Raw genomic sequence first — 15,003 nt, forward strand, 5'->3', positions numbered from 1 at the left:
AATAGCTTTGCCAAAGTTTAAAACTTTGACAAAGCTGCTCTTTATTTTGCTGTTTCAATTTGTGCTTTTACCTCTTCTTCAGTTCCTTCAAAAACTTGCGTAGTTGTTTTTCCATTAGAAGTTATGGTAACTGTTCCTTTTGTAACACCATTTATTGTTGACATTTCAACTTGCTTTTTAACCAATTTACTGGTATCAAAACAATCTGTTTTTTGATGAATGTATTTTCCGTTGGCATCAAAATTTGCTAAACATTTTGCAGTTTCTTCTGCCGAACATCCTTTTTCTTTGCACATTTTTGCACATTCTTCTTTTGTCATTTTAGACATATCACCACATTTAGAATGCCCTGCAACATGCATTTCTGTTTTTTTACAGCACGAAGCCATTGCGGTTGCTTCCGAACTGTGTCCTTCACCTAAAATTGGTGCAATTACTAAGCCTATTAAACAAGTCAATTTGATTAAGATATTCATAGACGGTCCTGAAGTATCTTTAAACGGATCTCCAACTGTATCTCCAGTTACCGCTGCTTTGTGAGCATCAGAACCTTTATATGTCATTTCGCCGTTGATCATTACTCCGGCTTCAAAAGATTTTTTAGCATTGTCCCAAGCACCTCCGGCATTGTTTTGAAAAACTGCCCAAAGCACTCCAGAAACAGTAACTCCAGCCATATAACCACCAAGCATTTCTGCAATTAATTGATTATTATCAGCATAAACCAGCTTTCCTAATAATACAATTGCAATTGGGAAACCAATTGTTAAAATTCCTGGCAGCATCATTTCGCGTAAAGCAGCTTTTGTTGAGATTTCAACACATTTTCCGTATTCTGGCTTTCCGGTTCCTTCCATAATTCCTGGAATTTCCTTAAACTGACGACGAACTTCGTAAACCATATCCATTGCCGCTTTTCCAACAGAATTCATGGCTAAAGCTGAGAAAACTACCGGAATCATTCCGCCGACAAATAACATCGCTAAAACAGGTGCTTTAAAAATATTGATTCCGTCGATTCCTGTAAAAGTTACATACGCTGCAAATAAAGCTAATGAAGTTAAAGCTGCAGAAGCAATCGCAAATCCTTTTCCGGTTGCTGCAGTTGTATTTCCTACTGAATCTAAAATATCGGTTCTTGTACGAACTTCTTTTGGTAATTCGCTCATTTCTGCGATTCCTCCTGCGTTATCAGAAATTGGTCCGAAAGCATCAATTGCTAACTGCATTGCTGTAGTCGCCATCATTGCAGAAGCTGCCAATGCAACTCCATAAAATCCTGCTAATGCATAAGAAATCCAGATCGCTACAGCAAACAAAATTACAGTTGGAAAAGTAGAAATCATTCCGGTTGCCAAACCTGCAATAACGTTTGTTCCTGCACCAGTTGAAGATTTTTGCACGATTGCCATAACTGGTTTTGTACCTAATCCTGTATAATATTCCGTAACGGATGAAATTGCACCACCAACTACTAATCCGACTAAAGTTGCATAGAAAACACGCATCGAAGAAATCTGCTGAGAGCCTTCTCCAAAAAATTCCATTGTCATGACTTCTGGAAGCATGTGTTGTACCAAAAAGAAACAAGCAATCGCTGTTAAAACAATCGAAACCCAGTTTCCTATATTTAATGCTTTTTGCACTTGTGCTTCTTTAGCATTATCATCTGATATTTTTACTAATAAAGTTCCTATAATTGAAAATAAAATCCCGAAACCGGCAATTGCCATCGGAAGTAAAATTGGGCCAATTCCGCCAAAAGCATCGTTGATACTTCCGCCCATATCTTTAATAACATAATTTCCTAATACCATTGCTGCTAATACAGTTGCAACATACGAACCAAATAAATCGGCTCCCATACCTGCAACATCTCCTACGTTATCTCCAACGTTATCTGCAATTGTTGCCGGATTACGAGGATCATCTTCTGGAATTCCAGCTTCTACTTTACCTACTAAATCGGCTCCAACATCGGCAGCTTTAGTGTAGATTCCACCACCAACTCTTGCAAATAATGCAATTGATTCTGCACCAAGAGAAAAGCCGGCTAATGTTTCGAGAACAACAGTCATAGTTTCAGTGTCTTTCCAAACACCGCCCGATAATAAATTAAAGAAAATTATAAAAAAGGTTGTTAAACCTAAAACTGCTAAACCAGCAACACCAAGCCCCATCACTGTTCCGCCTCCAAAAGAAACTTTTAAAGCTTGTGGTAAACTCGTACGCGCAGCCTGTGTGGTTCTAACGTTTGTTTTGGTCGCAATTTTCATTCCCATATTTCCTGCTAAAGCGGAGAAGAATGCGCCAAAAATAAATGCAACTACGATTAATAAATGTGTTTTAACTCCCGGAATAAAAGTAATTCCGGCTAAGGCAACACTTGCAATAATTACGAATATGGTTAATAATTTGTATTCTGCTTTTAGAAAGGCGAGCGCTCCTTCGTAGATGTGATCTGAAATCTCTTTCATCTTGCCATCTCCAGCGTCTTGTTTTAAAACCCAAGTCCTTTTTATTCCCATGAAAAGTAATCCTAAAACTGCCATAACAATTGGCAGGTAAATCATAAATGCATTCATAATATATTAATGGTTTTGGTTAATAGTCAACAATCTAACTAAAACGAATTTAAACAAAAAAGCAATACTCCTAACGGAGTATTGCTTTTTTTATAAAATATGAGGCTAAAAATTATTTAATGCTAAATAATCCCTCTGGTTTGTTTTCGATATCGTTAAAACGTTTTGTACACTCTGCAATAATAGCAAAAGCTTCGTTTACGTCTCCCCAACCTTCAACATCCACTTTTTTGTTTTCAAGATCTTTATAAACCTGGAAAAAGTGTTCGATTTCTTTTACTAAGTGTGGGTTCATGTCTGACAAGTCAGTTAATGAATTCCAGATTGGATCTGAAACTGGTACACAAATAATTTTTTCGTCTGGTCCTTTATCATCTGCCATGTGGAAAACACCAATTGGTTTTACTTCCATAACACATCCAGGGAAAGTTGGTTCGTTTACTAAAACCAATACGTCAAGAGGGTCACCGTCAAGAGCTAAAGTTTCCGGAATAAATCCGTAATCAGCCGGGTACATCATTGAAGAGAATAACATTCTGTCGAAACGCATTCTTTTGATTTCAAAATCGTACTCATATTTATTTCTGCTTCCTCTTGGTATTTCGATTAATACATCGAAAGTCGTTAGTTTGTCTGCGGTCATTTTCTTTTTTTATTATATCTATAATTTCGGTTGCAAAAGTAACCAAACATTCTATTTTTACAATAAAAAAACAGGTTAAATTATCTGCATTATTGTTTAAAAAACAACGTTTTAATAGGTAATTTTCCGATTTCGCTTCGTCAGGTAATAATGCCAAAGCAAATATGTGGCATAAGACCGATACGGACTCCATTGCTGCGTATGGATTTCCATTTCATTTTTGTCATGGATATTCAATAATTCTTTAATTGTATTTATGACTGCAATATCGCCAAGCGGAATTAAATCAGGCTCTTCCAGACAAAACATTAGATAAATATCAATTGTCCAGTTTCCAATTCCTTTTAACTTTATAAGTTCTTCACGTACTTGTTGTGCCGATTTTGAAGCAAGACTTTCAATATCGAGTTCTTTGTTTAAAACTGCTTCCGCTAAAATTTTGATGTATTTTGTTTTCTGACGGCTGACTCCGAGATTTCTAAATTCTTCATCAGATAAAATAGCCATTGTTTCGGGATTGCAAGTCATATAAGCTTTTATTTTTAAGAATGTAGCTTTTGCCGAATCTACAGAAACTTGCTGTTCGAGTATTAGCAATACTAATGTCTCAAAACCCTGTGGACGTTTTGGAATTTGTGGTAATCCGTATTTTTCTATAATTTCTAGAAAGATGGGACTTTTTAATGAAAGAAAATCTATGGCTTCCTGCATGATTTAAATTTAGCTTCAATTTCAAAATTAAATAAAAAAGAATCTAGCAAAGGCATTAAGTCGCAAAGTTTTGTTTCACGCAGATTTTACAGATTTGAGCAGATTTAATAATTTAAAACATTTTCATGAAAAAATCTGTGGAGATCAGCTTAAATCTGTAAAATCTGCGTGAAATAAATATCCAATAAAAAAGTCGCAGAGAAATAAACTTTGCGACTTTATAACTTTTTAACCTTCAGCTTTGCCTAAAAATAGAATCCAAAAGATCCTTTTACAGCAAATTTATTAGCATCCGGATTATTTAAATAACTTCCTCTCCAAGAAAAATCGATACGGAATACTTTAAAGATATTACCGATTCCGGCATTGTATTCCCAGTATACATTTTCTGGTGCAACATAAGGCTGATCTGATGCATTTATGGCACGATTGGCATTAGAGATAGTTCCGTGTACGGCTTTTATACCAATAAATTCTCTCCAATTTAACTTTCTCATAAATGGAACTCTGGCGAATAATCTTCCTCCAAAATCATGATTCCACTGTAAAGTAGTATATTGATCAGTTATAAACTCGTAGAAATTTAAGTTACTAAAAGTATTTTCGATCGTAAAATAAGTCTGGTTTCCAGGAATAACACTCATTAGTCCTAACGGAATTGTACCAAAAGTTTTCCCGGTTTCTAAAATAATATTTGATCTTCCTAAAGGCCCAATAATAATGGGCTGTTTATAGAAAACTTGTATTTTTTCGTATGCAAAATCGCTGTCCAGAACTCCTTTAAGACCATAACTAAAGTTTACAAAGAAATGACTAAAAGGACTGTCAACTAAATCTCTTTCAACACCAAAACCAATCGTTTTTCGTTTTGGCATATATTCAAACTGAATATTAGCTTCTGATTGTTTTACATCACTTTTGATCACACCGGTCGGATTTGCAGCTGATGGCAAAGTAGTGTAATAATCTAAACTAAATGTTGGCGATGCCGATTCTAAAGTCCTGTATGAGAAGCCAGCCGAAACTACAAAATTCTTTTTAGGCTCCATTTCAAACGAAACGTTACTTAAATTAATGTTCGTCAATTTTCCGTTGCTTCCTGTTGTAAACAATGCAGACGAGGCAAAACTTCTTCCTAATATATCGTTTGTTGTCGTTAAACTGGCCCCAATTTGCTCGATGTCGCGCCTGTTTCCTCCGGAGATAATGATTCGGTTTTTCTTATCAACCATCCATTTTCCAGAAACACCATATTTAAATTTACTATCGTCAAAACCATAAGCTGTGTAAGCTTGTATACGCCACGGATCATTCGGTCCAAAGTACGTACGTCCTCCAACTCTTAAACGTAAACCTTCAACTTCATTATATCCAAAAGTTGAGAATATAGGTCCAAAATCAAAGTTTTTAAACTCAACATAACCGCTTCCTAAAATCGAAACCAGACTATATAATTGCTTAAATCGCTTGACCGTTTGCAGTGTGTCGAGCATTTTATAAATGCCTTGTTCATCTTTATTTAGTTTTTCAAAACGGTTTTCTTCCCAAAAATCATCCGGTCGTTCATAGACTGCATTGTCTATAAAATTGACTTCTTCTTTATAAAATTTCTCTGGTTTTGGGATATTAAATTTATGGTTTCTGAATAAAGTCGTTCGTTTACCGTAAACTCCTTTTGATTTTTCTTTTTTATTCAAAGCAAAATCAGACATCATATAATCACGTGTCAGTAAGAAAACAGAATCGTTTTCTACTTCAAATTCCTGTTCGATATAAATATCTTTTACCCAGTTAATATTGGCACTTTTAGTAACGCCCATATTAATTTTTTTGATGGCAAAAGTGGTATCATTTACCCAGAAATCTCCTTTAAAAGTCAATTCGTTTTTACGTCTTGGATAAAAAACAATATTGTAACACCATTTTTTATCAATATAAGCACTGTCTTTCAAGACATAATTGTAAACATCGATTCCTGTTCGCGAAAGCGGACTTGTAAAACTTTTATCAAAAAATTTAAGGTGATTGTCGTAAATATTATAATCAGAATAAAGGTCTTTTACAAAAGCCAAAATCTGCTGATTTCCATTAAATCCAGAGGTTTTGCTTCCGGTAATGTTTTCTTTTGTCTTTTTTAGTTTGTTATCTCCATAAACATCATATACCGATTCATTGATAAAGATTGGCAGATATGTTTTTCCGGTAACATCAGAAGTATCAACATGATTAAAGATAAACTCCATTCCTTTAAAGAGCTTATTTTTCATAAAAGCACTGTCGATCGTGTTCATATCAAACTCGACTTTTTCGTACTTCTGCATTTGGTATTGATTGAAAAGATAAAGACCGTTTTTACGCTTTCTTTCCCATATTTTTCTCAAAATATCCAAAGCTGGATTGTTCTTTTTGGATGTCTTTCCTGTAAAAATTACAACTTCGTTAAGCGCTTCAGCTTCGCCAAGAACAATTTTAAAATCGTAATTAACGGCTTTTTCCAGTGGCACTTCTTTATCTGAAAAACCAGCAGAAGTTACTAATAAAGCGGTATAAGTATTTGGAGATTCCAGATAAAAACGTCCATCTTCATTAGAAACAATTCCTGTATTTGACCCTTTAAAAACAACATTGGCAAAAGGAACAGGCTGATTTGATTTATCCAAAACAATTCCACTCACTTTAGTTTGTGCAAAACCGATATTCACAAGTGCGAATACAAAAAACAGGCTGAGTAAAATTATTCTTTTCATATTTTGACAAAAAAAAACTTCACCAATTATTCTGACTGATGAAGTTTTTAAAGTATGTTTTTATTACTATTTGTACATTACTTTTTTTACTGCTTTTACTACATCAGCTGCATTTGGCAACCAGTCTTTTAGTAAAACAGGAGAGTAAGGTGCTGGCGTGTCTGCTGTCGTAATACGCTGAATTGGCGCATCAAGAAAATCAAATGCCTGCTCTTGTACGATATAGGTGATTTCAGAAGAAATACTTGCAAATGGCCAAGCTTCTTCTAAAATTACTAAACGATTTGTTTTTTTAACAGAAGTTAAGATCGCGTCTTTATCCATTGGACGTACTGTTCTTAAGTCGATAATTTCGCATGAAATTCCTTCTTTAGCCAATTCATCAGCAGCGATAAAAGCTTCTTTGATAATCTTTCCAAAAGAAACGATAGTTACATCTTTTCCTTCACGTTTAACATCTGCAACTCCTAAAGGAATTGTATATTCTCCGTCTGGCACTTCTCCTTTGTCACCATACATTTGCTCAGATTCCATGAAAATTACAGGATCGTTATCGCGAATTGCAGATTTCAAAAGCCCTTTTGCATCGTAAGGAGTTGAAGGCACAACAACTTTAAGACCCGGAGTATTTGCAAACCAGTTTTCTAAAGCTTGTGAGTGAGTTGCTCCTAATTGACCTGCAGAAGCAGTTGGTCCGCGGAAAACGATTGGCACATTAAATTGACCACCAGTCATTTGACGCATTTTAGCAGCGTTATTTATAATTTGATCAATACCTACTAAACAGAAGTTGAAAGTCATGTATTCTACAATTGGTCTACATCCGTTCATTGCAGAACCTACTGCAATTCCAGTAAAACCAAGCTCAGCAATTGGAGTATCGATTACTCTTTTTTCGCCAAACTCTGCAAGCATTCCTTTTGAAGCTTTGTATGCTCCGTTGTATTCTGCAACTTCTTCGCCCATTAAATATATGGATTCATCGTGACGCATTTCTTCGCTCATCGCTTCGCAAATGGCCTCTCTAAATTGTATTGTTCTCATATTTATATTGTATGTTGAATTTTCTGAAGAGCAAAAATAAATATTTTAAATAACTTAAAAGCATAAATTGAATTTAAAATACAGGAACTTCTTTCTCTTTGCCTCCATTTAACTTTTTAAAAATTATTGTGATATTTACGAAATCGTTGTAATTATCCTTTTATTTCTTAAAAAAATTTTAGACAAATTCAACTCTATTTGTTTAATTCTAAAATTTATAAAATTACACCATACTAACGTAAGAACTGAAAACGTAGTATAAATTGACGTAAAGTTTAACACTTGTTTACACCACTCTAGATTGTAAAATTACTAAGAATCAATAGAAATGAGTAAATTTTTAATTTTGTTTGCCGACAAAAAGCCTTCAATATTAAACAATCTTCGAAATCGTAATAGTTTTTAAAAATATTATGCATGCATAGTATAATTATTCCAAATTAAATTCTAAATTTGTAAAAGCATATTACAAATTCAAAATATATACTTATGAAAATATTGGTTTGCATCAGCCATGTGCCTGATACTACTTCAAAAATTAACTTCTCCAATGGTGATTCAGAATTTGATACCAATGGCGTACAATATGTAATTAATCCTAATGATGAGTTTGGTCTTACTCGTGCAATTTGGTTTCAAGAACAACAAGGTGCTACTGTAACTGTAGTAAATGTTGGAGGTCCAGATACAGAGCCAACTTTACGTAAAGCATTGGCAATTGGTGCAAACGAAGCAATTCGTGTAAACGCTAATCCAACTGATGGTTTTTTTGTTGCAAAACAATTGGCTGAAGTAATTAAAACTGGCGGATACGATTTAGTAATTGCAGGAAAAGAATCTTTGGATTATAATGGCGGAATGGTTCCTGGAATGATTGCCGGAATTTTAGGTTCAAACTTTTTAAACTCTTGTACAAGTTTAACTGTTGACGGTAATAATGTAAAAGCGGTTCGTGAAATCGACGGTGGAAAAGAAACTGTAAGCACTACTCTTCCTTTAATTATTGGAGGTCAAAAAGGTCTTGTTGAAGAAAAAGATTTACGTATTCCTAACATGAGAGGAATTATGACAGCGAGAACTAAAGCACTTACTATTTTAGAGCCTGTTGATGCTCCTGTAAATACAAAAGCAGTGAAATTTGAAAAACCAGCTCCTAAATCTGCAGTAAAATTAATTTCTGCTGATAATTTAGATGAGTTAATCAATTTATTACACAACGAAGCGAAAGTAATCTAGTAATCAGTATTCAGTCGCAGTTTTCAGTTTTTCGAACTTGAAACCTGAAACTTTAAACTCTTAAACAAAAAATTATGTCATTATTAATATATGCAGAATCTGCAGAAGGAAAATTTAAAAAAGTTGCTTTTGAATTAGCTTCATACGCTAAGAAAGTGGCTGAAACTTTAGGAACAACTGTTACTGCTGTAACCGTAAACATCAGCGATGTAAGCGAATTAGCAAAATACGGAGTTGATAAAGTTCTAAAAGTAAACAATGATAAATTAGCTGGTTTTACTGCAAAAGCTTACGCCGATGTTATCAAACAAGCTGCTCAAAAAGAAGGAGCAAAAGTAATTTTACTTTCTTCAACTACAGACAGTATTTATCTTTCATCATTAGTTGCTGTATCATTAGAGGCTGGTTTTGCTTCAAATGTTGTAGGACTTCCTGTAAGCACTTCACCTTTTCAGGTAAAAAGAAATGCTTTTTCAAACAAAGCTTTTAATATTACAGAAATCAATACTGATGTAAAAGTTCTTGGTCTTGCTAAAAACTCTTACGGAATTTTTGAAAGCGCCGGAGCCGGAGCTGTAGAAGACTTTAACCCAACTATCGGTGATAATGATTTTGGTGTAAAAGTAGAATCTGTAGAAAAAGTAAGCGGAAAAGTTTCTATCGCTGATGCTGATATTGTAGTTTCTGGCGGACGCGGACTAAAAGGCCCGGAAAACTGGGGATTGGTAGAAAATCTAGCAGAAGTTTTAGGTGCAGCAACAGCATGCTCTAAACCTGTTTCTGATTTAGGATGGAGACCTCATAGCGAGCACGTTGGACAAACAGGAAAGCCTGTTGCGACTAACTTATATATCGCAATTGGTATTTCTGGAGCAATTCAGCATATTGCGGGAATCAACTCATCAAAAGTAAAAGTGGTAATCAACAGCGATCCAGAAGCTCCTTTCTTTAAAGTTGCAGATTATGGTATTGTTGGAGACGCATTTACTATTGTACCAGAATTAACAGAGAAATTAAAAGCTTTTAAAGCACAGCATTCATAATTTAAAAATTCTCTATAAATTTATAGCTGCCTAAAAATAAGATAATCGTATCTTTGTTTTAGGCAGCTTTTTTGTTTCACATTTTTTGATTAAAATTGCAGCTTTATTTTCCAATCAAAAAAAGCACTAAAATGAGGCATTAACTGCCCTTTTTTACCAACATATATGAGTCTAGTAAAACTATCTATAAAAGGAATATCATACAGTCAAACTCAAAACGGGGCTTATGCCTTAATTTTGAATGAAGTTGACGGCGAAAGAAAATTACCAATCGTTATTGGTGCTTTTGAAGCTCAATCAATTGCTATTGCCTTAGAAAAAGAAATAAAACCTCCTCGCCCATTAACACACGATTTATTCAAAAATTTTGCCGAAAGATTTGATATTGTTGTAAAACAAGTAATCATTCACAAATTGGTTGACGGTGTTTTTTACTCTAGTTTAATCTGCGAAAGAGATAAAATAGAAGAAATAATCGACGCCAGAACTTCTGACGCTATCGCATTGGCATTGCGTTTTAATGCGCCAATTTTTACTTATAAAAACATTTTGGATAAAGCCGGTATTTACCTTAAATCAAATACTGCTGACACTGATCAAGGCGCACAGGAAATTGATGATGTACTTTCTAACCCGGAAACTTTTGGACACGAAGAAGAAAGCAATCAATCTGGAGATGTTTATGCAAAACATAGTTTACAAGAGCTTAATGATCTTTTAGATCAGGCAGTTTCTCAGGAAGATTATGAAAAAGCAGCCAAAATTAGAGACGAAATTTCTAAAAGATAATTTCAAATTTTAAAAAAACTAATCAAATTAAAATGAATATTAAAGTCATAATTTTTTTAGTAATTTTTATTATTTGTGGGTGTTCCAGAAAAACCAATCCTATTGAGGCGTATAGAAATTTAAAAGAAAACAGAACGCTTAGTACACATATTCCAACTGAGCCATTATCATTAAACGAAAATCACAAATTAGAATTAAAAATTAGTGATTCTGTAATGACTTATGGTGAAAACGAAAAAAAAACTTATACAAACTATAAAGGTTACAATTTTACCTTAGAATCGAATAAAAAATACAAATTAACTATTAGCAGCATTTGTGATTGTTTTGGTTTTAAAAAATATATGTTTATCCCTTTAGCATCAATTTTAGATCAAAACGGAATGACAACAAAAACAGAGGAACTGCCTGATACATTTGATTATCGATATGGACCTCTATCCTTGAATAAAACCTGGATAATAGAAAATACAACGAATGGCAATTACAAATTGTACCTTGCTTCGAATAATAAAAATCTAAACGAAAGTATTTATAAATTTTTCACTAATCCAGTGCCGATGACGATAAATATTAAATCAACAACGGTAGGAAAATTTACAATTAGAATTGAAGAAATAAAACAAGACCTATGAAACAATACTTAGACCTAGTAAAACACGTATTAGAAAACGGCAACCAAAAAGGAGACCGTACGGGAACTGGAACCAAAAGTGTTTTTGGCTATCAAATGCGTTTTGATTTAAGTGAAGGTTTCCCAATGGTTACGACCAAAAAATTACACTTAAAATCGATCATATACGAATTACTTTGGTTTTTAAAAGGTGATACTAATATAAAATATCTTCAGGAAAACGGAGTTAAAATCTGGGATGCCTGGGCAGATTCAAATGGAGATTTGGGACCAGTTTACGGACATCAGTGGCGCAACTGGAACAGTGAAGAAATTGATCAGATTTCGGAATTAATTACAGAATTAAAAACGAATCCTAACAGCAGAAGAATGTTAGTTTCTGCTTGGAATCCTTCTGTTCTTCCAGATACTAAAAAATCATTTGAGGAAAATGTGGCAAATAATAAAGCCGCTTTACCTCCTTGTCATGCCTTTTTTCAATTTTATGTAACAAGTCCTGATCCTGAAAAAGGAGAAACAAGAGGAAAACTTTCCTGTCAATTGTACCAAAGAAGTGCTGATATATTTTTAGGAGTTCCTTTTAATATTGCATCATACGCACTTTTAAACATGATGATTGCTCAGGTTTGTGATTTAGACGCAGGCGAATTTATTCATACCTTTGGAGACGCACATATTTACAACAATCACTTCGAACAGTTGGAATTACAACTAACACGTGAACCAAAACCATTACCAAAAATGATTTTAAATCCAGAGATTAAAAACATTTTTGATTTTGATTACAATGATTTTACACTTTTAGATTATGAACCGCACGCTGGCATAAAAGGAAGTGTTGCAGTATAAAACATAAAAAAAATATCCGCTCAAAAGGCGGATATTTTTTTTATACTACTAATACACTATTTTCGCTTCCTGCATACTCATTCCATTGGTAAGAATCTGCTTCGGGATCGTTTATATATATTCCGTCGATTACATATTTAAACTCGTAAATTGCATCTTTAACCAAATCGTAAGTTGCTTTAAAAGTTCCATTTTTGAGTTTACTTAAAGTTCCTTCTTCAGCATTCCAATTGTTAAAATCGCCAACAACTGCAGCAGAATTTGCTTCTTTAGCATCAATAGAAAAAGTAACTTTACATACTGGTTTCGTTTTAATAAATTGTTTCTTCAAAGACATAACTGTTTAGTTTTTAGATTTATACATTAAAATTAAGCAAATTCTTTCAAACATCAGATACCGCTCTAATCGATTTACGAGAATATTAAAAACAGCATATTTTTTTAGTCATATCAATAATTTAAACTGCCTTATATTTTGTATTTCAAATTGTTAAGACATTTAAAGACAAATATTCTGCGGTCAAAATAGTATGTTTTCAAAATAAATTTTAACTTTATAAACTCATTTATATCTTATGGAAAAAGAAGTGCACGAACAATATGAATATGCAAGAAGAAGATTAAGACAGAAAAAAATCTTATACTTTCATTTTGTATTGTTTCTTATAGGAAGTTTGTTTCTATTTGTTGCAAATAGGTTTTTTGGTTTTGGTGCTAATACAGATCAAAACTGGTGTATTTGGGGTATTACGATATGGCTTTTTATATTTATCCTGCATTTTATAAAGGTTTATATTACAGATCGATTTATGAATAAAAAATGGGAAAGAGAGCAAATTGACAGACTTGTTGCTTTACAGCAAAAAAGAATTACTCAGCTAGAATCCAGAGTAAATGAGGATACCGAAAATAAAATTTAGTTTTAGAATACCATGATTATAATGATAGCGGCTGTTGCCGAAAACAATGCTCTTGGAAAAAACAATGAATTGGTATGGCATCTGCCAAATGATTTTAAAAGATTTAAATCATTAACTACTAATCATCATATTATTATGGGGAGAAAAACTTTTGAGAGTTTTCCGAAACCATTACCAAACAGAACTCATATTGTAATTACACGCCAAACGGATTACAATCGCGAAGGTTGTATTGTTGTTGATAGTATTGAAAAAGCAATTGCATTATGTCCGGAAGATGAAGATTCTTATATTATTGGCGGAGGCGAAATTTATGAACTCGGAATGCCTCTTGCTGATATTATCGAAATAACCAAAGTACATCACAGTTTTGATGCTGATGCTTTTTTTCCAAAGATTAATAAAAATGAATGGATGCTGGTAGAATCGGAAGAAAATTTTAAAGATGAAAAACATCTTTATGATTATACTTATGAAACTTACATTAGAAAATAAAAAAACATCCTCTTTTGGAGGATGTTTTTGTAAAAACGATTGATATTTAAATCTGACCCATTCAAGAAATAATTTTGTTAAAAATCACAAATGTTAAGAACACTTGAAATAACTGAATAACATTTAATGTGAATTGAGACCTAAATCTCAAAACGCCTTTAATAACAAATACCACTAAGATATTAAAGGCAGAAAATTAAAATTTCCAAAAACAAATTTAATCCTAAGAACGTATTTTGCACTTTATAAATAGTATTTACCCCAAGAACAATACTTTTTCAAAACTACTTCAAGAACAAATGATTACCAGCGCAAAAAAGCAACCATCTGATTAAGTCATTGAATTATTATCAACCATTAGAATTTTCATCATTTTTACTTCAGCAAATTTCTTCATAAAATCAGCATTGCACAATACCCACTTTTAGTGATTTTTTAAAAATACCCACTTTTAGTGATGGCTAAAAGACCATACAAATTGCTAGAAAAAACAACTTTCTAAAACATTTTATTACAAAGTAAAAAACTCAATTACAGTTAAGCTAGATTGTTTATATTTGCCTAAATAAAAAAAATGTCTGAAAAAATAACTCCGTATAAAGATTCTACTCTTGGTAAAAAAGAGCAGGTAACTCAAATGTTTGATACCATTTCTGGGAATTACGATAATTTAAATCGTGTAATTTCATTTGGCATCGATATTAAATGGCGAAAAAAAGTATTAAAAATAGTTTCAGACAAAAAACCAAATCACATTCTTGACATTGCTACAGGAACTGGTGACTTAGCTATTTTACTAGCACAAACTAATGCAGAAAAAATTATTGGTTTAGATATTTCTGCCGGAATGCTTGAGGTTGGAAAAAAGAAGGTTGCAGAAAAAAAATTATCTAATGTTATCGAATTGGTATTAGGAGATTCTGAAAATATGCCTTTTGAAGATAATTCTTTTGATGCGATAACTGTTGGCTTTGGTGTTAGAAATTTTGAAAACCTGGAGAAAGGTTTTGCTGAAATTTTACGCGTTTTAAAACCAAATGGTGTCTTTGTAATTTTAGAAACTTCGGTTCCTGAAAAAACGCCTTATAAACAAGGATATCGTTTTTATACTAAAAATATTCTTCCTATTATTGGAAAATTGTTCTCTAAAGACAATGAGGCTTACGGCTATTTATCTGAATCTGCAGCAGTTTTTCCTCATGGAGAAGTATTAAACAATATTTTAAGAAAAATTGGGTTTATAGATGTTGTGGCTATGCCTCAAACTTTTGGCGTCGCAACTATTTATTCTGCATCTAAAAAATAGT

General features: G+C 33.2%; 14 protein-coding genes. 8 read left to right on the forward strand and 6 right to left on the reverse strand.

What is annotated here, in order from left to right; all coding sequences use genetic code 11:
- Positions 1–41 precede the first annotated feature (41 nt).
- From EV144_RS08200 to EV144_RS08220, 5 genes are all read right to left on the reverse strand, one after another.
- Entirely contained in the window at positions 42–2,585 is a 2,544-nt protein-coding gene (locus EV144_RS08200) for a sodium-translocating pyrophosphatase (protein ID WP_134147876.1), read from the reverse strand.
- A 112-nt stretch (positions 2,586–2,697) separates the two neighbouring features.
- Positions 2,698–3,228: an inorganic diphosphatase gene (locus tag EV144_RS08205; protein WP_055097158.1), complete on the reverse strand. Its 531-nt coding sequence runs from the start codon at positions 3,226–3,228 to the stop codon at positions 2,698–2,700.
- 111 nt (positions 3,229–3,339) lie between these two features.
- Positions 3,340–3,939, reverse strand: a complete 600-nt coding sequence (locus EV144_RS08210) for a DNA-3-methyladenine glycosylase family protein (protein WP_134147878.1) — start codon at positions 3,937–3,939, stop codon at positions 3,340–3,342.
- Between the two features lie 245 nt (positions 3,940–4,184).
- Positions 4,185–6,686, reverse strand: a complete 2,502-nt coding sequence (locus EV144_RS08215) for a DUF5686 family protein (RefSeq protein WP_134147880.1) — start codon at positions 6,684–6,686, stop codon at positions 4,185–4,187.
- A gap of 66 nt (positions 6,687–6,752) precedes the next feature.
- On the reverse strand, positions 6,753–7,730 hold the full coding sequence (locus EV144_RS08220) for a pyruvate dehydrogenase complex E1 component subunit beta (protein WP_127337862.1): 978 nt from the start codon (positions 7,728–7,730) through the stop codon (positions 6,753–6,755).
- 489 nt (positions 7,731–8,219) lie between these two features.
- Between EV144_RS08220 and EV144_RS08225 the strand changes: the two genes are divergently transcribed.
- The 5 genes from EV144_RS08225 (at position 8,220) to EV144_RS08245 (ending at position 12,281) form a co-directional block, all read left to right on the forward strand.
- The gene (locus EV144_RS08225; RefSeq protein ID WP_134147882.1) at positions 8,220–8,966 is read left to right on the forward strand and encodes an electron transfer flavoprotein subunit beta/FixA family protein; all 747 of its coding nucleotides are present in this window, start codon (positions 8,220–8,222) and stop codon (positions 8,964–8,966) included.
- Between the two features lie 74 nt (positions 8,967–9,040).
- Positions 9,041–10,009, forward strand: a complete 969-nt coding sequence (locus EV144_RS08230; RefSeq protein ID WP_134147884.1) for an electron transfer flavoprotein subunit alpha/FixB family protein — start codon at positions 9,041–9,043, stop codon at positions 10,007–10,009.
- A gap of 165 nt (positions 10,010–10,174) precedes the next feature.
- On the forward strand, positions 10,175–10,798 hold the full coding sequence (locus EV144_RS08235) for a bifunctional nuclease family protein (protein ID WP_134147886.1): 624 nt from the start codon (positions 10,175–10,177) through the stop codon (positions 10,796–10,798).
- 32 nt (positions 10,799–10,830) lie between these two features.
- Positions 10,831–11,433, forward strand: coding sequence for a hypothetical protein (locus tag EV144_RS08240; RefSeq protein ID WP_134147888.1), 603 nt, complete (start codon positions 10,831–10,833; stop codon positions 11,431–11,433).
- The gene (locus tag EV144_RS08245; RefSeq protein ID WP_134147890.1) at positions 11,430–12,281 is read left to right on the forward strand and encodes a thymidylate synthase; all 852 of its coding nucleotides are present in this window, start codon (positions 11,430–11,432) and stop codon (positions 12,279–12,281) included. Before EV144_RS08240 ends, EV144_RS08245 begins: the two co-directional genes overlap by 4 nt.
- Positions 12,282–12,321: 40 nt before the next feature.
- Here EV144_RS08245 and EV144_RS08250 read toward each other — a convergent pair whose 3' ends face one another.
- The gene (locus EV144_RS08250) at positions 12,322–12,618 is read right to left on the reverse strand and encodes an isoamylase early set domain-containing protein (RefSeq protein ID WP_134147892.1); all 297 of its coding nucleotides are present in this window, start codon (positions 12,616–12,618) and stop codon (positions 12,322–12,324) included.
- A 238-nt stretch (positions 12,619–12,856) separates the two neighbouring features.
- On the opposite strand from EV144_RS08250, the gene EV144_RS08255 reads away from it, so the two are divergent.
- From EV144_RS08255 to ubiE, 3 genes are all read left to right on the forward strand, one after another.
- Positions 12,857–13,201 (forward strand): 2TM domain-containing protein, encoded by a 345-nt coding sequence (locus tag EV144_RS08255; RefSeq protein ID WP_134147894.1) that lies wholly within the window; start codon positions 12,857–12,859, stop codon positions 13,199–13,201.
- 12 nt (positions 13,202–13,213) lie between these two features.
- Positions 13,214–13,696, forward strand: a complete 483-nt coding sequence (locus EV144_RS08260; RefSeq protein WP_134147896.1) for a dihydrofolate reductase — start codon at positions 13,214–13,216, stop codon at positions 13,694–13,696.
- A gap of 574 nt (positions 13,697–14,270) precedes the next feature.
- Positions 14,271–15,002, forward strand: a complete 732-nt coding sequence (ubiE, locus tag EV144_RS08265) for a bifunctional demethylmenaquinone methyltransferase/2-methoxy-6-polyprenyl-1,4-benzoquinol methylase UbiE (protein WP_134147898.1) — start codon at positions 14,271–14,273, stop codon at positions 15,000–15,002.
- Position 15,003: the final 1 nt, after the last annotated feature.

The organism is Flavobacterium sp. 270 (assembly GCF_004368785.1).
Taxonomy (GTDB): domain Bacteria; phylum Bacteroidota; class Bacteroidia; order Flavobacteriales; family Flavobacteriaceae; genus Flavobacterium.